Consider the following 17,897-nt stretch of genomic DNA (forward strand, 5'->3'; position numbering starts at 1 on the left):
CAATACATTCAAACCAGCTGTTTACGCTGGTTCGAGGGCGGGATGGACAAAGACTCGCGATACTTAGCAACCGTACGGCGGGCCACCATGATGCCCTGTTCAGATAACATGGAGGTCAGTTTGCTGTCGCTCAAGGGTTTTGCGGGGTTTTCCGCAGAGATCAATTTTTTCACCAGCGCACGTATCGCCGTGGAAGAGGCTTCGCCACCGCCTTCGGTGTTCACATGGCTGGAGAAAAAATATTTCAGTTCAAAGATGCCACGCGGGCTATGTAAATACTTCTGCGTGGTGACGCGCGAAATGGTGGATTCATGCATATCCACGGCTGAGGCGATATCCGCCAGCACCATGGGGCGCATATACTCCTCGCCCTGCTCAAAGAACGCCTGCTGCTGCTCGACAATACAACGTGTCACTTTCAGCAGCGTGTCGTTACGGCTCTCCAGGCTCTTAATCAGCCATCGGGCTTCCTGTAAGTTGCTGCGGATAAACTGGCTATCGCTGTCGTTACGCGCAGCTCCGCCCATCGCAGCATAATGCTGGTTGATTTTCAGACGCGGCACGCTGTCAGCATTCAGTTCAACCGTCCAGCGCGTGCCAGTTTTGCGTACCAGCACATCAGGAATGACATATTCCGGTTCGCTGGTATTCACCGACTGGCCCGGACGCGGATCGAGCGATTGAATCAGCAGCATGGCGTCTTTCAGCACATCTTCTTTCAGACGCGTGACACGCATCAGACTGCGAAAATCATGATTGGCCAGCAGGTCGAGATGTTCGCTAACGATGAGGCGCGCTTCGGCCAGCATCGGTATATCGCTGGCATATTGTGAAAGCTGGACCAGCAAACAATCACGTAAATCGCGTGCACCGACACCGACCGGGTCGAAACGCTGCACGCGTTTCAGTACCGCCTCCACTTCGTCTAGCGTCAGCTCCTCATCGCCAATACTGTCGCAGATATCCTGCAACGTCACGGTGAGGTAGCCGGTATCGTCAATCGCATCCACAATCGAGGTCGCAATGGCACGGTCAGTATCGGTGAAGGGCGTCAGTTCGACCTGCCACATCAGGTAGTCCTGCAATGACTGCGTCGTCTCTCCCTGGTACACCGGCAATTCATCATCCTGATAATCGGTCCCGGTGCCTGAAGGCGTACCGGCGGTGTAGATCTCATCCCAGGTGGCGTCGAGCGGCAACTCTTCCGGCATATCCTTCTGTTCAAGTGCCTCGCGCGTGTCGAGCGCTTCGCTCTCCTGATATTCGCGTGTGTCTACTTCTTCATGGAGATCTGATTGTTCAAGCAATGGATTGCTTTCCAGCGCCAGTTGTAATTCCTGCTGGAGTTCAAGCGTAGAGAGTTGCAGCAAGCGGATTGCTTGCTGCAACTGGGGTGTCATCGCCAGCTGTTGGCTGAGCCTGAGTTGCAAACCTTGCTTCATAATCCGGATTGAATTTCCTAAGCAAACGTCGGAGGTTACGACACCTTATCAGAGTCTGAACTCTTCGCCCAAATAAACACGCTTAACCTGCTCATCTGCAAGTATTTCATCGGGGGTGCCGTGGGCAATCAAATGCCCCTGGCTGACGATGTAAGCGCGTTCACAAACGGCAAGGGTTTCGCGCACGTTGTGGTCGGTGATCAACACGCCTAGTCCGCTATCGCGCAGATGCTCAATGATCTTCTTGATATCAATAACGGAAATGGGGTCGACACCCGCAAATGGTTCATCCAAAAGGATGAATTTAGGGTTGGCGGCCAGCGCACGGGCAATCTCCACGCGGCGGCGTTCACCACCGGAAAGTGCCTGACCCATGCTGTCACGCAGATGCTCAATGTGGAACTCTTCCATTAATTCATTGGCACGGTCCTGGCGCTGTTCTTCGCTAAGATCATCACGAACCTGCAATACCGCCATCAGGTTGTCGTAAACGCTCAGGCGACGGAAAATCGATGCTTCCTGCGGCAGATAACCAATGCCACGGCGCGCGCGCGCATGCAGTGGCAGGAGACTGATGTCTTCATCATCAATGATGATGCGACCGGCATCACGCGGCACAATACCCACCACCATGTAGAAGGTGGTGGTTTTACCGGCCCCGTTGGGACCCAGCAGGCCGACGATTTCGCCGGATTTCACCTGCAGGCTAACGTCTTCTACCACGCGGCGGCCTTTATAGGCTTTCGCCAGGTTTTCAGCGATCAGTGTGGCCATAGAAATTAGTTACTCTTCTTTTGGCTCTGGGATGAACCGTTTTTGTCCTGCAACTGCGACGGCACCAGTACGGTGGTCACGCGTTTGCTCTGGCCCTGACTGAAGGCCTGCATTTTCTGTTCTTTCACCAGATAGGTGATGCGATCACCTTTGATATTGCTATCCAGCTGCTCAATGTAAGCGTTACCGGTCAGCTCAACAAAGTCATTGGCCAGTTCGTAGTGCAGCTTGGCAGCATGGCCTTGTACCGGCTTACCGCTGTCCTGCATTTGATAGAAAGTGGCGGGGTTGCCCCATGCATCAACGATGGTTTTTTTGCTATCGCCGCCCGGACGCGTCACCACCACTTTGTCTGCGGTGATTTTGATCGATCCCTGGGTCACGATCACATTGCCGGTGAAGGTGGCGACATTGCCTTGCAGATCCAGCGCCTGGTTTTCTGAAACGATATTGACGGGTTTGTCCGAGTCTCCTGTTAATGCCAGAGCGGGCAGACTGGTGGCTAACAGAGCGCTGACCAACAGTAACTTAAGGCTGTTTTTGTTCATTTTGGATTTCATAGGAGGATTTGACCTTTTCAATCAACTCGGCATTTTTTGTCCGTAAGTTGCCGCGCATCTTCATGCCAGTAGAGTTAAAACTGCGGCCATAAAGGGTGACCTGATCGTCTGAAGTGACATCCTGGGTAACCAGATTGACTACCGCATTATCCGTTTTGATGCGCTGTAACTCGGAATCCTGCGTCAGGGTGTTTACTTCAACGTGGCCGTATAGATAAAGCATACGATCTTTGGTGAGCTTTGCCTTATCCGAACGAACAGACCAGGTTGGAATTTTGTTCACGTCATAGGTGGTCATCACCGGATTTTCGAACCAGCTCAGTTGATCGGCATCAAAGTAGGTAACTTTATCCGAAATCAGCTTATAGGCCAGCGCACCATCGGGATTGTATACCACGGTGTGAGAAGTCGAGCTGGTATAGGTCGGCTCCTGATCGTTGGTGGCAACCGGTGTTTTGCTCTCATCCTGGTTGGTAAGATTCCAGCCGATCAGCACCAGAGCGATTAAGGCCAGAATCAGCGTTATCCAACGCCTGCTTTTACTCATACTGATTGCCCTTTGGCATCCTCAAATTTATTCTGCGCCATTAAGATCAGATCGCAAAGTTCACGTACTGCACCGCGGCCACCGGCAATGCGGGTGACGTAATGCGCGCGCGGCAGCAGAATCGGGTGCGCATCGGCAACGGCGACACTGAGACCGACTCGCGCCATGACCGGCCAGTCGATCAGGTCATCACCGATATACGCAACCTGTTCGGCAGATAATGACAGTTTATCCAGGAGTTCGCGCCAGGCCAAAAGCTTATCCGATTGTCCCTGGTAAAGATGCGTAATGCCGAGGGTTTTGCAGCGATCTTCCATCAGTCTGGCATTGCGGCCGGTAATAATAGCCACTTCGATGCCTGAGGTCAGCAGGCAACGAATGCCATATCCATCGCGTACGTTAAAGGCTTTCAATTCTTCGCCGCTGTTGCCCATGTAAATCAGGCCATCTGACATCACACCATCAACGTCACAAATCAGCAGGCGGATTTGCGCTGCACGCGCCATCACCTCTGCGCTCACCGGACCATAGCAGGTTTCCACTGCGGGTGTTTCAACACTCATGTTCTTTTCCTGTTCAGACCACACCGGCGCGCAGCATGTCATGCATATGTACCACACCGAGCAGGCGATCGTCATCGGCCACCAGCAATGCAGTGATGTTTTTGTTTTGCATCAGGTTAAGGGCATCCACCGCCAGCAGGTTGGGGCGTACGCGGATACCCCCTCGGGTCATCACATCCTGAATGCGGGCTGACTGGAAATCGATACCCATATCAAACACCCGGCGTAAGTCACCGTCGGTGAAGATACCTTCAATTTTCATCAGATCATCGACGATCACCGTCAGACCGAGATTTTTCCGCGTAATTTCCAGCAAAGCATCACGCAATGAGGCATCACGCGTGACATGAGGGATCTCGTCGCCACTGTGCATGATGTCACTGACATGCAGTAACAGTTTACGCCCCAATGCGCCACCTGGATGGGACAATGCAAAATCTTCCTGGGTAAAGCCGCGCGCTTCCAGCAGCGCCACCGCCAGCGCATCCCCCATCACCAGCGTGGCGGTGGTGCTGGTGGTGGGGGCCAGACCGAGTGGGCAGGCTTCCTGCGGCACTTTCACGCATAGATGGACATCGGCGGCCCGGCCCATTGCGCTATCGGCACGGCTGGTGATGCAAATCAGCTGAACTTTCTGGCGTTTCAGCACCGGTACCAGCGCGAGGATTTCGTTTGACTCACCGCTGTTCGAAATGGCAATCACCACATCGTTGGTACTGACCATCCCCAGATCACCGTGGCTGGCTTCTGCAGGATGCACAAAGAAGGCGGGGGTGCCGGTGCTGGCGAAGGTCGCGGCGATCTTTTTGCCAATATGCCCTGACTTGCCCATCCCCATCACCACCACTTTACCCCGGCAGGCAAAAATCATTTTGCAGGCGCGTGAGAAGTCGTCATTGATATATTGATCGAGTTGTTCCAGGCCTTCACGCTCAATACGCAGCACCGCTCTGCCTGCCTGTTGAAAGTCAAAATCCGGTTGCTGATGTGACATACTCAGTCTGTCCTTTATTAACCTGTGATAAACATGGGGCTAAGCCACAGCCAGCACACCCACACGATAAATCCTGCTAACAATAAGGCACCTGCCGCCCGGCCAATTCGGCGTCGGCGTTGCAGGCACAACAGGGCGAACAGCACGCTGACACCCAACATCACCCAGTAATCACGGGCAAAAGCATGGGGATCAATGCTGCCCGGATGAATCAACGCGGGCAGGCCCAGAACAATGGCCAGATTAAAAATATTGGCACCGATCAGGTTGCCGATGGCGATATCGTCCTCGCCTTTCATCGCGCCAGCGATGACGGTAGCCAGTTCCGGCAGGCTGGTGCCTACGGCGATTAACGTCAACCCCATCACCAGTTCGCTTACGCCGAAGTAATCGGCAAATACGGTCGCGTTATCGATCACCATGCGGGTCGACATTGGCAGGATCAGCAGTGCAACGGCGAGCCACAGGAAGGCCACGGTGTTGCCGCTCTCGTCACGCGGCAGCTCCGCCAATTGTTCGCGCGTCAAGGTGTCGTTATTTTCACGCTCGGCCCGGCGTGCGATGCGGATCGCCACCAGCAGATAACCCAGCGCAATCAGCAGCAAGGCTACGCCATCAAGGCGACTGAGATAATTATCAAACAACATAATACCGCTCAGTAATGAGACCAGCAGCATGAGCGGGAGTTCGCGGCGAATCAGATTGGAATGGACGGTTAACGGATGCAGCAGGGCCGCTCCGCCGAGGATTAACAAAATATTGGTGATGTTCGAACCCAGCGCGGTGCCGACGGCTAAATCCATCTGTCCGTGCTGTGCCGCTGAAAAAGAAACGATCAATTCAGGGAGCGAAGTGCCGATGCTGACCACGGTCATACCGATGATTAAGGGGGGTATGCCGAAGGATCGACTGAGGATTGCGGCACTGAATACTAATCGGTCAGCGCCGTAAGCCAGTAAAATCAATCCAATGAACAGCAGGGCAGTGGCTACGAACATGAAAAATCCTTGATGGCCAGATGTGTCGGCACGCCTTGCCCGACGGGTATCAACTTTAGCGCATTGAAACAGGCGCTGATTTTGACTGTCTGAGAGGCAAAAGTAAATTTTAAGGCTATTTTCGCCAAACCAGGTGGGTAAGTTTCTGTAAAACTCTCGTGCAACGTGGACTTACAGGCTACCATCCCGGGATACGAGAACGCCCGATCCCCATTAAGAGGTAAAGATGATCCAGCAGCAAACGAATCTGGTTGAGGTTCGTGGCGTGAGCTTTTCGCGCGGAGATCGCACCATCTTCGACGACATTTCATTAACGGTGCCCGAAGGTAAAGTGACCGCCATTATGGGGCCATCTGGCATTGGGAAAACCACGCTGTTGCGCCTGATTGGCGGCCAGCTCCAGCCAGATAAAGGTGAAATCTGGTTCCGTGACGAAAACATTCCCTCACTTTCACGCCGCAGATTGTATGAAGTGCGTAAAAAAATGAGCATGTTATTCCAGTCCGGCGCACTTTTTACCGATCTCAGCGTCTTTGATAACGTGGCCTGGCCGCTACGGGAACATACGCAACTTCCGCCAGCGCTATTGCACAGCACGGTGATGATGAAGCTGGAAGCGGTAGGGTTGCGTGGTGCTGCGCAGCTCAAACCGGCGGAACTCTCCGGCGGGATGGCGCGCCGTGCAGCACTGGCGCGTGCGATCGCGCTGGAACCGGATCTGATCATGTTCGACGAACCCTTTGTCGGCCAGGATCCGATCACCATGGGAGTACTGGTAAAATTGATCGACGAGCTGAACCACGCGCTGGGGGTGACCTGCATCGTGGTTTCGCACGATGTGCCAGAGGTCTTGAGCATTGCCGATCATGCCTATATTGTTGCCGGGCAAAAAATTATTGCTCAGGGAAGCGCGCCTGAATTGCGGAGCAATCCCGATCCACGCGTGCGTCAGTTTATTGAAGGGCACGCGGACGGTCCGGTGCCGTTCCGCTTTCCGGCCGGGGATTATCTGGCCGATTTGACCCACGCAGGGAGAACCTAAGCTGATGTTGTTAAAGGCGCTGGCGTCACTTGGACGTCAGGGGATTAACACCTGTGCGGCATTTGGCCGGGCAGGGATGATGCTGTTTCATGCGCTGGTGGGAAAACCGGCGTTTCGCAAACATGCACCGTTGCTGATCAAGCAACTCTACAGCGTGGGCGTAATGTCCCTGCTGATCATTATGGTCTCCGGGCTGTTTATCGGCATGGTGCTTGGGTTGCAGGGCTATCTGGTCCTGACCACCTACAGCGCGGAAACCAGTCTCGGCATGTTGGTGGCGTTGTCGCTGCTGCGCGAACTCGGTCCGGTGGTTACCGCTTTGTTGTTCGCCGGGCGTGCCGGTTCGGCGCTGACCGCAGAAATTGGCCTGATGAAAGCCACCGAGCAGCTTTCCAGCATGGAAATGATGGCGGTTGACCCCTTGCGACGTGTGGTATCACCACGTTTCTGGGCCGGTTTTATCAGTATGCCGCTGCTGGCGCTGATTTTTACCGCAGTGGGGATTGCCGGTGGCGCGCTGGTTGGGGTCAGCTGGAAAGGTATCGATCCCGGCTTCTTCTGGTCAGCGATGCAGAACGCGGTGGATTTCCGTACTGATATCATCAACTGCATTATCAAAAGCGCGGTTTTCGCCATTACGGTGACATGGATTGCGCTGTTCAACGGTTATGATGCTATCCCCACGTCGGAGGGGATCAGCCGGGCAACGACGCGTACCGTGGTACATGCTTCACTGGCGGTACTCGGTTTGGATTTTGTGCTGACAGCACTGATGTTTGGGAAATGATGCAATGCAAAGCAAGAAAAACGAAATTTGGGTAGGCGTCTTCATGCTGCTGGCACTGCTGGCACTGCTGTTTCTCAGCCTGCGTGTTGCTGACCTGAAATCGCTGGGGACTGAACCCACATGGAAGCTGTATGCCACCTTCGATAACATCGGCGGCCTGAAAGTGAGCTCACCGGTTAAGATTGGCGGCGTGGTGATTGGCCGTGTGACCGATATTTCGCTGGATGACAAAACCCTGTCGCCGCGCGTCACCATGGACATCAGCGACCAATACGCCAACAAAATACCGGATACCAGCTCACTGGCGATCCGTACCCAGGGATTACTGGGTGAACAGTTCCTGGCGCTTAATCTTGGCTTCGACGACCCGGATCTGGGTTCGTCTATGCTGAAAGATGGCGGTACGCTGCGCGATACCAAATCAGCGATGGTGCTGGAAGATTTGATTGGCCAGTTCCTTTACAAGAGCGGCGACAACAAAAACGATAACAAACAACAGGGTGCGGAGAGCGCGCCTGCAGCAACTGAATAACCCCAGAGGTAAAACACGATGTTTAAACGTTTACTGATGATTGCCATGCTGGCCATCGTTCCACTGGCCGCTACGGCAGCGGACCAGAGCAATCCTTATAAACTGATGGATGAAGCGGCGGCGAAAACCTTCACCCGTCTGAAGAACGAGCAACCGAAGATCAAGCAGGATCCTAATTATCTGCGTGATATCGTGCGTCAGGAATTGCTGCCCTACGTGCAGATCAAGTATGCGGGTGCGCTGGTGTTAGGTCGCTACTATCGTGATGCCACACCGGCACAGCGTGATGCTTACTTCGCGGCATTTGGCGATTATCTGGCCCAGGCCTATGGCCAGGCGCTGGCCCTCTACCACGGTCAGACTTATCAAATTCAGCCCGAACAGCCGATTGGCGATGCCGATATTGTGGCAATCCGTGTCACCATTCTCGATCCGAGTGGCCGCCCACCGGTTCGTCTTGATTTCCAGTGGCGTAAAAACAGCCGCACGGGTGGCTGGCAGGCCTACGATATGGTGGCTGAAGGCATCAGCATGATCACCACCAAACAGAATGAATGGGGCGATTTGCTGCGTACCAAAGGTATCGATGGTCTGACCGCGCAGTTGAAAGCCTCTGCAGCTCAGCCAATCACTCTGGATAAGCAGCAATAATGAGCGAACCGTTACGCTGGCAGCGTACTGCCAGCACGCTGGCCCTGAGTGGCAAGCTGGACCGTGACACCTTGTTGTCCTTGTGGCAGGAACGGGAAACGGCGATGGTTGATATTGAGACCATTGATGTGACTGCCCTCGACAGGGTGGACTCAGCCGGACTGGCGCTGCTGGTTCATTTGCGTGAGATTGCCAGGGCGCAGGGCAGCACGCCGCTGTTTAGCGGCATCACGGATAAACTTCAGTCACTGATTACGCTGTATAACCTGCAGCAGATTATTGTTTCTGCGGAAAAAACAGCCTGATTATTGCCCTTAATGATAAAGCCCCTGATTTTTTCAGGGGCTTTTGCGTATTTAAGAGTCAGACGCTTTCCTCTAAGATGTCTGCCTTATTATTATCAACTTGAAGCAAAGAGCGATGGAAAATAGTGAAGTTCAGGCGGTGCTGATGCAGGCGTTGCCATTAGAAGAAGTGCATGTTCTCAGCAACGACGGTAGCCACTTTCAGGTGATTGCGGTCGGCGAGATGTTCGGTGAGCTGAGCCGGGTTAAAAAACAGCAGGCTGTGTATGCGCCACTGATGGAATACATTGCGGATAATCGCATTCATGCGGTTTCCATAAAAACTTATACTCCTGCCGAGTGGGCGCGCGATCGTAAACTTAACGGTTTCTAAGCGCACTGCTTTGGTGCGCCCGCGCAGGCGGGCTTGTTTGATTGATAATTGAGAACCGTGTTAATGGACAAATTTCGTGTGCAAGGCCCCACCCGTTTAAGTGGTGAAGTGACCATTTCCGGGGCGAAGAACGCTGCGCTGCCTATTCTGTTCGCAGCGCTGCTGGCAGAAGAGCCGGTAGAGATTCAGAATGTGCCGAAACTGCGTGACATCGACACCACCATGAAGCTGCTGAGTCAGCTGGGTGCGCAGGTCGAGCGTAATGGTTCGGTGCACGTTGATGCGCGCGAAGTTAATGTCTTCTGTGCGCCTTATGACCTGGTGAAAACCATGCGTGCTTCGATCTGGGCGCTGGGGCCGCTTGTCGCGCGTTTTGGTCAGGGGCAGGTTTCACTGCCGGGTGGTTGTGCCATTGGCGCACGTCCGGTTGATCTGCACATCACCGGCCTTGAGCAGCTGGGTGCAGAGATCAAACTGGAAGAGGGCTATGTTAAAGCCTCGGTTGATGGCCGTCTGAAGGGCGCGCATATCGTGATGGACAAGGTGAGCGTCGGTGCCACGGTGACCATCATGAGTGCGGCAACGCTGGCGACAGGCACCACCATCATTGAAAACGCTGCGCGTGAACCGGAAATCGTTGATACAGCGAACTTCCTGAACACCCTGGGTGCAAAAATCAGCGGTGCTGGCACCGACAAAATCACCATCGAAGGCGTAGAACGTCTGGGTGGCGGTGTCTATCGTGTCCTGCCGGACCGTATCGAAACCGGTACTTTCCTCGTTGCTGCTGCGATTTCGCGTGGCAAAGTGCTGTGCCGCAATACTCAGCCTGACACCCTGGATGCGGTACTGGCTAAACTGCGCGATGCCGGTGCGGATATTGAAACCGGTGCCGACTGGATTAGCCTCGATATGCACGGTAAGCGCCCAAAAGCGGTTAACATTCGCACTGCACCACATCCGGGTTTCCCGACCGATATGCAGGCGCAATTTACGCTGCTTAACCTGGTGGCTGAAGGCACCGGTGTGATCACCGAGACCATTTTCGAAAACCGCTTTATGCACATCCCGGAACTGATTCGTATGGGCGCGCATGCGGAGATCGAAAGCAATACCGCCATTTGTCACGGCGTGGAGACGCTGTCGGGTGCGCAGGTTATGGCGACCGATTTACGTGCATCGGCAAGTCTGGTGCTGGCGGGTTGCATTGCGGAAGGCACTACGTTGGTCGATCGTATCTACCATATTGATCGTGGTTACGAGCATATCGAAGATAAACTGAAAGCCATGGGTGCCAATATCGAGCGCGTTAGCGGCGAATAATTGTCTTCCTGACTTTTAATAAGAAAACCAGCCATACAGCGGCTGGTTTTTTTTGGGGCTACACGCGTATCACTTTGCAGATTCAGCCACCTTTTTGGGCTTTGGACGCAACTTGCGTTTCCGCAGACGCTGAGTTTTAGGATCAAAATAACGGCTTGGCCAGATCTCCGCAGGGTGGACACCCAACGCGTTAGCGATCAACCACTCTCCTTTTGGCCAGGAACGGGAAATGGCATTCGCCAGAGTCGATGAACTCAGGCCCGACTTACGCGATAGCGCCGCCATTGTGGTTCCTTTCTTACGCAGCTTTGCAATGATGTCTGCCGGGTGCCAGTCTTGTTTCCATGCATGCATAAACGCTCTTCTCCATGTCCATGTTGTCTTCTCATCCTGCGGATGAGGGATTCTTTCCGGTGTAGGAATATCTGGAATCATACGGAATTATATAGCAGATGGTTCCAATAAGTTTCCAGTAAAATCGTAACCATTGCTAGTAACTGCGAACTGTTTCGCAAAAGCACTGCAAACAATGAAAAGACGTACAAGGGAAGTGAGAGCAGGAAAAGGGGGACCAGAGCTGGCCCCCGCAGGGATCAATAATCGCGTTGTACAGACATGTGGGCTAACGCTTCAAGGGCGCTACGCCAGGGACTTTCTGGCAGTGCTTCCAGGGCAGCAATGGCCTTGTCAGCTTCTTCTTCTGCGCGCTGCCGCGTCCATTCCAGCGAACCACACTGGCGCATGGCTTCCAGCACCGGTTCCAGTAAATGGCGACCATTACCTTCTTCAATCGCACGGCGAATCATCTGCGCCTGTTCTGGTGAACCGTTACGCATCGCATGCAGCAGGGGCAGGGTAGGTTTACCTTCGCTCAGGTCATCGCCGGTATTTTTGCCCAGCGTCTCGCCGTCCGCGCTGTAATCCAGTAAATCGTCAATTAACTGGAAAGCGGTACCAATATAGCGTCCATAATCCTGCAACGCTTTTTCCTGCGCCGGGGTGGCTTCGGCAAGAATCGCCGATGCCTGTGAAGCGGCTTCAAACAGACGGGCGGTTTTGCTGTAAATCACCCGCATGTAATTTTCTTCAGTGATGTCCGGATCGTTGACGTTCATCAACTGCAAAACTTCACCTTCGGAGATGACGTTCACCGCTTCCGACATCAGCGCGAGGATCTTCAGGGATCCCATGCTGGTCATCATCTGGAAAGCACGGGTATAGATAAAATCACCTACCAGCACACTGGCGGCATTGCCAAATGCGGCATTGGCCGTGGCTTTACCACGGCGCATATCGGATTCATCCACGACATCGTCATGCAGCAGCGTGGCGGTGTGGATAAATTCGATCAGCGCCGCATTGGTGACATGTTGCGAACCCTGGTAATTCAGTGCTCGTGCAGACAGCACGGCTATCATCGGGCGAATGCGTTTTCCACCGCCACTGATGATGTAATGACCCAACTGGTTAATCAGCGAGACATCTGAATTCAACTGGTCGAGGATGGTCTGGTTGACGGCCGCCATGTCCTGCGCGGTTAATTCATTAATCTGTTCTAAGTTCATTCGTCTGTTCAGCTATGACTCGTTTTCGGCATGGTAAGCGCTTTTACCCAGCGTGAGTTCAGGTAATCTGTTACTGATTGTACTTGAAAAATCGGGTTGATAAACGTTTGCATTCATCCTGCGCTTTTTTTCTGCAAGAGAGTGCAAAGTGCACTTGTCTTCTGCCGGAGATTTGCGTAGAATTCGCGCCCTATTGTGAATATTTATAGCGCCGCCTGATTAACAGAAAGGCAAGCGCAGAAGCGGAGTTTTATATGTACGCGGTTTTCCAAAGTGGTGGTAAACAACACCGAGTAAGCGAAGGTCAGACCGTTCGCCTGGAAAAGCTGGACATCGCAACCGGTGAAACCATCGAGTTTGACCAGGTTCTGATGATTGCAAATGGCGAAGACGTGAAAATCGGCGCGCCACTGGTTTCAGGCGGTGTGATCAAAGCAGAAGTCGTTGCTCATGGTCGTGGCGAGAAAATTAAAATTGTTAAGTTTCGTCGTCGTAAGCACTACCGTAAGCAGCAAGGCCACCGTCAGTGGTTCACTGATGTGAAAATCACTGGCATCAGCGCCTAAGAGGAGATCTGACAAATGGCACATAAAAAGGCTGGTGGCTCGACTCGTAACGGTCGTGACTCCAACGCAAAACGTCTGGGTGTAAAACGTTTCGGTGGTGAATCTGTTCTGGCAGGTAGCATCATCGTTCGTCAGCGTGGTACCAAATTCCACGCCGGTAACAACGTAGGCTGTGGTCGTGACCACACCCTGTTTGCTACCGCAGACGGCAAAGTGAAATTCGAAGTTAAAGGTCCGAACAACCGTAAATACATCAGCATCGTTGCTGAGTAAGGTTGTCGTGACGCAGACGGTTAACGTCTGAACGAACGAATGAAAGGCCCCGCAGCTTTGCGGGGCTTTTTACATTCTGCTACGGCGTGCACGTAAGCCCTGCACCCTTGCGCAGATTGCTGTACAATTTATGTACACATGGCATTGCCAATCCTGTATTATCCGCCGCCGGTCAGCGCAGAAGACCCTGGCGGACCCGTTCGTCGTCAGAGTTCTGCCGCGAACGACAGTGTGACGGAGAAAGAAAATGAAGTTTGTTGATGAAGCGACGATCCTGGTGGTCGCGGGTGATGGCGGTAATGGTTGCGTGAGCTTCCGCCGCGAAAAATACATTCCGAAAGGCGGCCCTGACGGCGGCGATGGCGGTGATGGCGGTGATGTCTACCTGCTGGCGGATGAAAACCTTAATACCCTGATCGATTATCGTTTCGAAAAATCTTTCCGTGCTGAACGTGGCCAGAATGGCCAGAGCCGTGACTGCACCGGCAAACGCGGTAAAGACATCATTGTTAAAGTCCCGGTGGGTACGCGTGTTATTGACCAGGGCACAGGCGAAACGCTGGGCGATATGACGCGCCACGAGCAGCAGCTGATGGTTGCCAAAGGCGGCTGGCATGGCCTGGGTAACACCCGTTTTAAATCTTCGGTTAACCGTACACCACGCCAGAAAACCATGGGTACACCGGGTGAAAAGCGTGACCTGCAGCTGGAGCTGATGCTGCTGGCTGACGTTGGTATGCTTGGCTTACCGAATGCCGGTAAATCGACCTTTATTCGCGCCGTTTCTGCGGCCAAGCCGAAAGTGGCAGATTATCCGTTTACCACCCTGGTGCCGAGCCTCGGTGTGGTGCGTATGGACAGCGAAAAGAGCTTCGTGATTGCCGACATCCCAGGCCTGATTGAAGGCGCTGCGGAAGGTGCCGGTCTCGGTATTCGCTTCCTGAAACACCTTGAACGCTGCCGCGTCCTGCTGCACCTGATCGACATCGCACCGATTGACGAGTCAGATCCGGTTGAAAACGCGCGCATCATCCTGGGCGAGCTGGAAAAATACAGCGATAAACTGTATCAGAAGCCGCGCTGGCTGGTGTTTAACAAAACTGACCTGCTGAGCCGTGAAGAAGCGGAAAGCCGCGCTAAAGCCATTGCAGAAGCGCTGGGTTGGGAAGAGAAATACTATCTGATTTCTGCTGCCAGCCGTGATGGTGTCAATGAGCTATGCTGGGACGTGATGAGCTTTATCGTCGCCAATCCGAAAGAAGCGGAAACCGAAGAGAAGCAGCCGGAGAAAGTGGCCTTCATGTGGGATGATTATCACCGTGAAGCCATGGAAAACGCGCAGGAAGTGGAAGAAGACGACGATTGGGATGATGACTGGGACGAAGATGACGACGAAGGCGTCGAAATCATCTATCAGCGTTAATCTGCGTTATCTCTGCTGTAGAAGTTAAGATCTGATCTGGTCGTTACTCTGGTAACGGCCAGATTTTTTTTGCGCCGGATGTGAATGCCAACCGGCAAGATATCCATCCGCGCTGCTCCGCCGTTCCCCTTTCCCTTCATCTTCATTTTGTGCATAAGGCACCGTTTCGTTACGGACTATTGTGCCAGGATCGTCTTGGTTAAGAACAACCCGCCCGCACAAGCGACCAGGATCAGGACGCTTCAATGATCATATTTATGTATTTAAAAGGATCCTAAATGCAACCTGTCGAAAAATTAACGCCTTCTATCCGCACAACAATTTCTGCATCACCGCATGCCCCCGCATTTGCATCAACGCTGGCTGAAACCATATCTTTTGTTCACCAGGCAAATATATCCGACGTGCCGGTGATTAATCATGCCATCGAGATTAAACAGGAACCGCCTGAAGAAGAGGTTGTTGCGCCTTATCATCAACGTCGCCCCGGTGGAATGCCGGTGTTGTTGAATTTCTATGATCAATCAGAAGCCTTAGGGATTAAGCAGGGGCCGCTACGCGAAGAGTTAATGCATGTTGATGCCGACAGCTTGAAAATCAATAGCGCGGATAGAAAGCTTTTATCTAAAAAAATGGCAGATTCTGCAATCCAGCAAATACGAAAAATCATTAAGGATATTCAGGCAGGGAAAACCGCAGATGCAGCCTGTTACCATATATTTAATGATGAAGAGCATCCTGAATTGGGTTTTGGTTTAAAAGCGGCAAGAACAATCAAATCGGGAGAAGTCTTGCCGGGTTTGTATGGTGGTTTTATTCTGAGAAACACCGCGCAATGTGATGAAATGTATGCTGGAAGTGACATTAGTTTCCCCACCTATTTTTTTGAAACGAAAGGACACAGGCCGAGAGCGCAAAGTGGCACCCGACGAAAACCCGTAAATGTTTGCAGTGGTATTGCAGGTCACTTGAAAAACACTGATCTGGCGTTTGTGAATACCGCCTCTGTCCGGGAGGATAAAGTGGTTTGTTCAGATAAAAACAATCTGATGGCTATTCGGGCTGGGAAGGAAATCATTGTTTATATGGCCATTCGCGATATCGAAAAAGATGAGCCATTATTAATAAATTATGGCCAAAGATACCGATTAATTAAGCACCGTCCTCCTGTTGTTAAGACTGAACCTCATGATATCTCTGTTAGAGGCGGAGAGTCAGCGGAACTTCCCCGTGGGTTATGCTGGCTGGCAGAAAAGATTGGTGAAGCCAACAGCTGGGTTGATGCCAGTTTTGAAGTGTTGCCGCAGTTGATCGCACTTTCAGATACCTTTCGTCAACAAAATGCGTTGCTCGTGATTACCAAAAAAGAGCATGAGGGGGATAAACAGCCTCAGGGAGACATGGTTGTTTCGGTTATTGATTCCTCAAATGGTGAGATTGTTGATCATAAAGAAATAATCAATACAGAACGTCATCTGGCGGTTATCCAATATGTACCGAACGAAAATCATTATAATGCGATTTGGTCCCCTGTGGGGAATGTCAGTTTCACTTTTACGGATAATGTCTACAGGGTGGATACCCAAAAGGGCCATAAAAACAGAGTGCAACCCATCGGGAAAACGGGCTTTTGTATGACAGACTCCGCTGCATATGCTTTATTCAAAGGCAGAAAAGATAAAAACCTTCAGAACAAACCGCTTACTGACACGATGATTGCGGGTATCTATGGCTATGAATTACGGGAGGAGATTAAGCATCTCATTCAGGTACTGCCACAAAAAGATCAGCAGCTCACTGCGGATTTAGAAAAAAAGATACAAAGCCTAAAATTATTCGAAAAAGGGGAGGCTTTCCGAGCTGATAAGGCAAGTCAAGACACGGAAATGGGGGCTGACGATATTTTTCCAGCTGATATGAAAATCCCCGGACAAAAGAACTGGGGAGTAACAGCGGAAATGCTAAGGGAATTTAAAAAACTGCCGGCCTCAGAAAGGAACAGAAATAAGTTTATTAAAAAACATCGTCTCGTGGCCGCTACAGCAATGAAATATTTCACCTTCGACGGTAAGTTGACATTGCGAGGGAAGCAAAGACTGTTGCTGGCTGAAGGACATAAGTTTTCTAATCCTAAAGCAGCGATTAATGAATGGCTAAATAAAACGGATGAAGAGCGGGCCAGACCAGGAGCAAGGGAAGCGTTGGCGATAAAAAATAATGTTTTGTTTGAAACGCTCGATTCGGTACTACGCAACACAGGGATCAATGCACGGGGTATAAAAAGTTTACAAAGAATTGAAGATTATGCCCGTAACAGAATAGAGGACAAAAATCACTTTAAGCCCGAACATATGAAGGAGTTGCAAGGATTATTAGCAGAGAATGATAACAAACTGTCGCAGGAAAATCTGCTGACATTCTGCAGAAAAAATAATCTGGATGAAACCAGGCTGCATTACTTTTTTTCAGATAATAAATTTAGCGCGCGTGGCAGAGCGGTGTTGAACCGGCAACCAGGTAAAGATGACAGGATCACCGCAGGTCTTATCAGGGAGTGGATGGATATGGGAGAGGCACGGAAAAATTACGGTGCCAAGACCACTTTTTGTGAGAGAAACAATATCAGTCGTTATACGCTCCAGGTTTATGCCACTGCCGATGGCTTAAATAATGCGGGTGAAAAAATCTTCCAGGTCGAGCAACAAAATGAAGTTATGATGGCGGCAATGATAAAGTGGGCTGGTCTCACCTGGGAAGAACGTAATGAAAAAAATGCTATTGAGAAATTCAGCAAGAAAAACAACATAAGCCATGAACCATTCCGGCAAAAGGTGATGGTAAAAAACGTGTTTAAAGATAAAGGAAGGAATTTTTTGCTGGAACGGGGTATGACCCGTGAGGAAATTGATGCCTTAGTTGCTCAGAGTGGCGAGCCTGAAAAACATCATGCTTTTAAAAAGATAACCCTTGATATTATCGATGGTTATCGGACATCAGGCCGGAAGCATAATCAGCAGTCGTTTACCGAATATTGTAAAGAGGTGGGTTTTGAGGAACGTCGCCTGGTGCGATATATCGGCTTTAATGGCAATTTAACGCTCAGAGGCAAAGCAAAATATAACAAGAAGTAGCCATTTGCACAGCAGGTAAAGAAAGGTGAGCACCTCAGTGCTCACCCA

At 51.7% G+C, this 17,897-nt stretch carries 20 protein-coding genes; 11 read left to right on the forward strand and 9 right to left on the reverse strand.

The genetic code is table 11. From position 1 onward, the window contains the following. Positions 1-8 precede the first annotated feature (8 nt). From rpoN to HA50_RS02455, 7 genes are read right to left on the reverse strand one after another with little or no spacing between them, the layout of a single operon-like run. Positions 9-1,442 carry an RNA polymerase factor sigma-54 gene (gene rpoN, locus HA50_RS02425; RefSeq protein WP_084872155.1) on the reverse strand — a complete coding sequence of 478 codons (1,434 nt, stop codon included), beginning with the start codon at positions 1,440-1,442 and terminating at the stop codon, positions 9-11. 48 nt (positions 1,443-1,490) lie between these two features. After that, positions 1,491-2,216, reverse strand: a complete 726-nt coding sequence (gene lptB / locus HA50_RS02430; RefSeq protein WP_084872159.1) for an LPS export ABC transporter ATP-binding protein — start codon at positions 2,214-2,216, stop codon at positions 1,491-1,493. Between the two features lie 5 nt (positions 2,217-2,221). Further along, entirely contained in the window at positions 2,222-2,776 is a 555-nt protein-coding gene (gene lptA / locus HA50_RS02435; protein WP_084872162.1) for a lipopolysaccharide ABC transporter substrate-binding protein LptA, read from the reverse strand. Next, positions 2,745-3,323, reverse strand: a complete 579-nt coding sequence (gene lptC / locus HA50_RS02440) for an LPS export ABC transporter periplasmic protein LptC (RefSeq protein WP_084872164.1) — start codon at positions 3,321-3,323, stop codon at positions 2,745-2,747. Before lptC ends, lptA begins: the two co-directional genes overlap by 32 nt. After that, a complete protein-coding gene (gene kdsC, locus HA50_RS02445; RefSeq protein WP_084872167.1) occupies positions 3,320-3,886 on the reverse strand; it encodes a 3-deoxy-manno-octulosonate-8-phosphatase KdsC in 567 nt (188 codons plus the stop codon). The genes lptC and kdsC overlap by 4 nt, the downstream gene beginning before the upstream one ends. 13 nt (positions 3,887-3,899) lie before the next feature. Next, the gene (gene kdsD, locus HA50_RS02450) at positions 3,900-4,880 is read right to left on the reverse strand and encodes an arabinose-5-phosphate isomerase KdsD (RefSeq protein ID WP_084872170.1); all 981 of its coding nucleotides are present in this window, start codon (positions 4,878-4,880) and stop codon (positions 3,900-3,902) included. A gap of 17 nt (positions 4,881-4,897) precedes the next feature. Further along, positions 4,898-5,878: a calcium/sodium antiporter gene (locus tag HA50_RS02455; protein ID WP_084872172.1), complete on the reverse strand. Its 981-nt coding sequence runs from the start codon at positions 5,876-5,878 to the stop codon at positions 4,898-4,900. Between the two features lie 226 nt (positions 5,879-6,104). On the opposite strand from HA50_RS02455, the gene mlaF reads away from it, so the two are divergent. From mlaF to murA, 7 genes are all read left to right on the forward strand, one after another. Beyond that, positions 6,105-6,920 (forward strand): phospholipid ABC transporter ATP-binding protein MlaF, encoded by an 816-nt coding sequence (gene mlaF, locus HA50_RS02460; RefSeq protein WP_084872174.1) that lies wholly within the window; start codon positions 6,105-6,107, stop codon positions 6,918-6,920. Between the two features lie 4 nt (positions 6,921-6,924). Next, positions 6,925-7,707, forward strand: coding sequence for a lipid asymmetry maintenance ABC transporter permease subunit MlaE (gene mlaE, locus HA50_RS02465; RefSeq protein WP_084872177.1), 783 nt, complete (start codon positions 6,925-6,927; stop codon positions 7,705-7,707). Between the two features lie 4 nt (positions 7,708-7,711). After that, on the forward strand, positions 7,712-8,239 hold the full coding sequence (mlaD, locus tag HA50_RS02470) for an outer membrane lipid asymmetry maintenance protein MlaD (RefSeq protein ID WP_084872179.1): 528 nt from the start codon (positions 7,712-7,714) through the stop codon (positions 8,237-8,239). An 18-nt stretch (positions 8,240-8,257) separates the two neighbouring features. After that, complete coding sequence (gene mlaC / locus HA50_RS02475) at positions 8,258-8,890, forward strand: phospholipid-binding protein MlaC (protein WP_084872182.1); 633 nt, start codon at positions 8,258-8,260, stop codon at positions 8,888-8,890. Continuing rightward, complete coding sequence (gene mlaB / locus HA50_RS02480; protein WP_084872184.1) at positions 8,890-9,195, forward strand: lipid asymmetry maintenance protein MlaB; 306 nt, start codon at positions 8,890-8,892, stop codon at positions 9,193-9,195. The genes mlaC and mlaB overlap by 1 nt, the downstream gene beginning before the upstream one ends. 115 nt (positions 9,196-9,310) lie before the next feature. After that, positions 9,311-9,568 (forward strand): BolA family iron metabolism protein IbaG, encoded by a 258-nt coding sequence (gene ibaG, locus HA50_RS02485; protein ID WP_007886637.1) that lies wholly within the window; start codon positions 9,311-9,313, stop codon positions 9,566-9,568. Between the two features lie 63 nt (positions 9,569-9,631). Beyond that, positions 9,632-10,891 (forward strand): UDP-N-acetylglucosamine 1-carboxyvinyltransferase, encoded by a 1,260-nt coding sequence (gene murA / locus HA50_RS02490; protein WP_084872186.1) that lies wholly within the window; start codon positions 9,632-9,634, stop codon positions 10,889-10,891. 69 nt (positions 10,892-10,960) lie between these two features. On the opposite strand, the gene HA50_RS02495 is transcribed toward murA, so the two are convergent. Both HA50_RS02495 and ispB read right to left on the reverse strand, forming a co-directional pair. Beyond that, the gene (locus HA50_RS02495) at positions 10,961-11,245 is read right to left on the reverse strand and encodes a helix-turn-helix domain-containing protein (RefSeq protein ID WP_084872189.1); all 285 of its coding nucleotides are present in this window, start codon (positions 11,243-11,245) and stop codon (positions 10,961-10,963) included. 239 nt (positions 11,246-11,484) lie between these two features. Then, positions 11,485-12,456, reverse strand: coding sequence for an octaprenyl diphosphate synthase (ispB, locus tag HA50_RS02500; RefSeq protein ID WP_084872191.1), 972 nt, complete (start codon positions 12,454-12,456; stop codon positions 11,485-11,487). 254 nt (positions 12,457-12,710) lie between these two features. Here ispB and rplU point away from each other — a divergent pair, with 254 nt between their 5' ends. The 4 genes from rplU to HA50_RS02520 all read left to right on the forward strand — a co-directional run bounded on the left by rplU (position 12,711) and on the right by HA50_RS02520 (position 17,849). Beyond that, the gene (gene rplU, locus HA50_RS02505) at positions 12,711-13,022 is read left to right on the forward strand and encodes a 50S ribosomal protein L21 (RefSeq protein ID WP_013507673.1); all 312 of its coding nucleotides are present in this window, start codon (positions 12,711-12,713) and stop codon (positions 13,020-13,022) included. 15 nt (positions 13,023-13,037) lie between these two features. Further along, on the forward strand, positions 13,038-13,295 hold the full coding sequence (rpmA, locus tag HA50_RS02510) for a 50S ribosomal protein L27 (RefSeq protein WP_006121751.1): 258 nt from the start codon (positions 13,038-13,040) through the stop codon (positions 13,293-13,295). 247 nt (positions 13,296-13,542) lie between these two features. Beyond that, on the forward strand, positions 13,543-14,718 hold the full coding sequence (gene cgtA / locus HA50_RS02515; RefSeq protein ID WP_084872194.1) for an Obg family GTPase CgtA: 1,176 nt from the start codon (positions 13,543-13,545) through the stop codon (positions 14,716-14,718). A gap of 278 nt (positions 14,719-14,996) precedes the next feature. Beyond that, positions 14,997-17,849 (forward strand): SET domain-containing protein-lysine N-methyltransferase, encoded by a 2,853-nt coding sequence (locus tag HA50_RS02520; protein ID WP_084872197.1) that lies wholly within the window; start codon positions 14,997-14,999, stop codon positions 17,847-17,849. Positions 17,850-17,897: the final 48 nt, after the last annotated feature.

Source organism: Pantoea cypripedii, from assembly GCF_002095535.1.
GTDB classification, from domain to species: domain Bacteria; phylum Pseudomonadota; class Gammaproteobacteria; order Enterobacterales; family Enterobacteriaceae; genus Pantoea; species Pantoea cypripedii.

What these genes read in the sequence shown, in the direction of transcription:
- lptB (WP_084872159.1), bottom strand. Translation starts at nt 2,216, where the DNA reads ATGGCCACACTGATCGCTGAAAACCTGGCGAAAGCCTATAAAGGCCGC.
- kdsD (WP_084872170.1), bottom strand. Translation starts at nt 4,880, where the DNA reads ATGTCACATCAGCAACCGGATTTTGACTTTCAACAGGCAGGCAGAGCG.
- ibaG (WP_007886637.1), top strand. Translation starts at nt 9,311, where the DNA reads ATGGAAAATAGTGAAGTTCAGGCGGTGCTGATGCAGGCGTTGCCATTA.
- HA50_RS02495 (WP_084872189.1), bottom strand. Translation starts at nt 11,245, where the DNA reads ATGCATGCATGGAAACAAGACTGGCACCCGGCAGACATCATTGCAAAG.
- lptA (WP_084872162.1), bottom strand. Translation starts at nt 2,776, where the DNA reads ATGAAATCCAAAATGAACAAAAACAGCCTTAAGTTACTGTTGGTCAGC.
- mlaB (WP_084872184.1), top strand. Translation starts at nt 8,890, where the DNA reads ATGAGCGAACCGTTACGCTGGCAGCGTACTGCCAGCACGCTGGCCCTG.
- murA (WP_084872186.1), top strand. Translation starts at nt 9,632, where the DNA reads ATGGACAAATTTCGTGTGCAAGGCCCCACCCGTTTAAGTGGTGAAGTG.
- HA50_RS02455 (WP_084872172.1), bottom strand. Translation starts at nt 5,878, where the DNA reads ATGTTCGTAGCCACTGCCCTGCTGTTCATTGGATTGATTTTACTGGCT.
- HA50_RS02520 (WP_084872197.1), top strand. Translation starts at nt 14,997, where the DNA reads ATGCAACCTGTCGAAAAATTAACGCCTTCTATCCGCACAACAATTTCT.
- mlaC (WP_084872182.1), top strand. Translation starts at nt 8,258, where the DNA reads ATGTTTAAACGTTTACTGATGATTGCCATGCTGGCCATCGTTCCACTG.
- mlaD (WP_084872179.1), top strand. Translation starts at nt 7,712, where the DNA reads ATGCAAAGCAAGAAAAACGAAATTTGGGTAGGCGTCTTCATGCTGCTG.
- cgtA (WP_084872194.1), top strand. Translation starts at nt 13,543, where the DNA reads ATGAAGTTTGTTGATGAAGCGACGATCCTGGTGGTCGCGGGTGATGGC.
- rpmA (WP_006121751.1), top strand. Translation starts at nt 13,038, where the DNA reads ATGGCACATAAAAAGGCTGGTGGCTCGACTCGTAACGGTCGTGACTCC.
- ispB (WP_084872191.1), bottom strand. Translation starts at nt 12,456, where the DNA reads ATGAACTTAGAACAGATTAATGAATTAACCGCGCAGGACATGGCGGCC.
- kdsC (WP_084872167.1), bottom strand. Translation starts at nt 3,886, where the DNA reads ATGAGTGTTGAAACACCCGCAGTGGAAACCTGCTATGGTCCGGTGAGC.
- lptC (WP_084872164.1), bottom strand. Translation starts at nt 3,323, where the DNA reads ATGAGTAAAAGCAGGCGTTGGATAACGCTGATTCTGGCCTTAATCGCT.
- rplU (WP_013507673.1), top strand. Translation starts at nt 12,711, where the DNA reads ATGTACGCGGTTTTCCAAAGTGGTGGTAAACAACACCGAGTAAGCGAA.
- rpoN (WP_084872155.1), bottom strand. Translation starts at nt 1,442, where the DNA reads ATGAAGCAAGGTTTGCAACTCAGGCTCAGCCAACAGCTGGCGATGACA.
- mlaF (WP_084872174.1), top strand. Translation starts at nt 6,105, where the DNA reads ATGATCCAGCAGCAAACGAATCTGGTTGAGGTTCGTGGCGTGAGCTTT.
- mlaE (WP_084872177.1), top strand. Translation starts at nt 6,925, where the DNA reads ATGTTGTTAAAGGCGCTGGCGTCACTTGGACGTCAGGGGATTAACACC.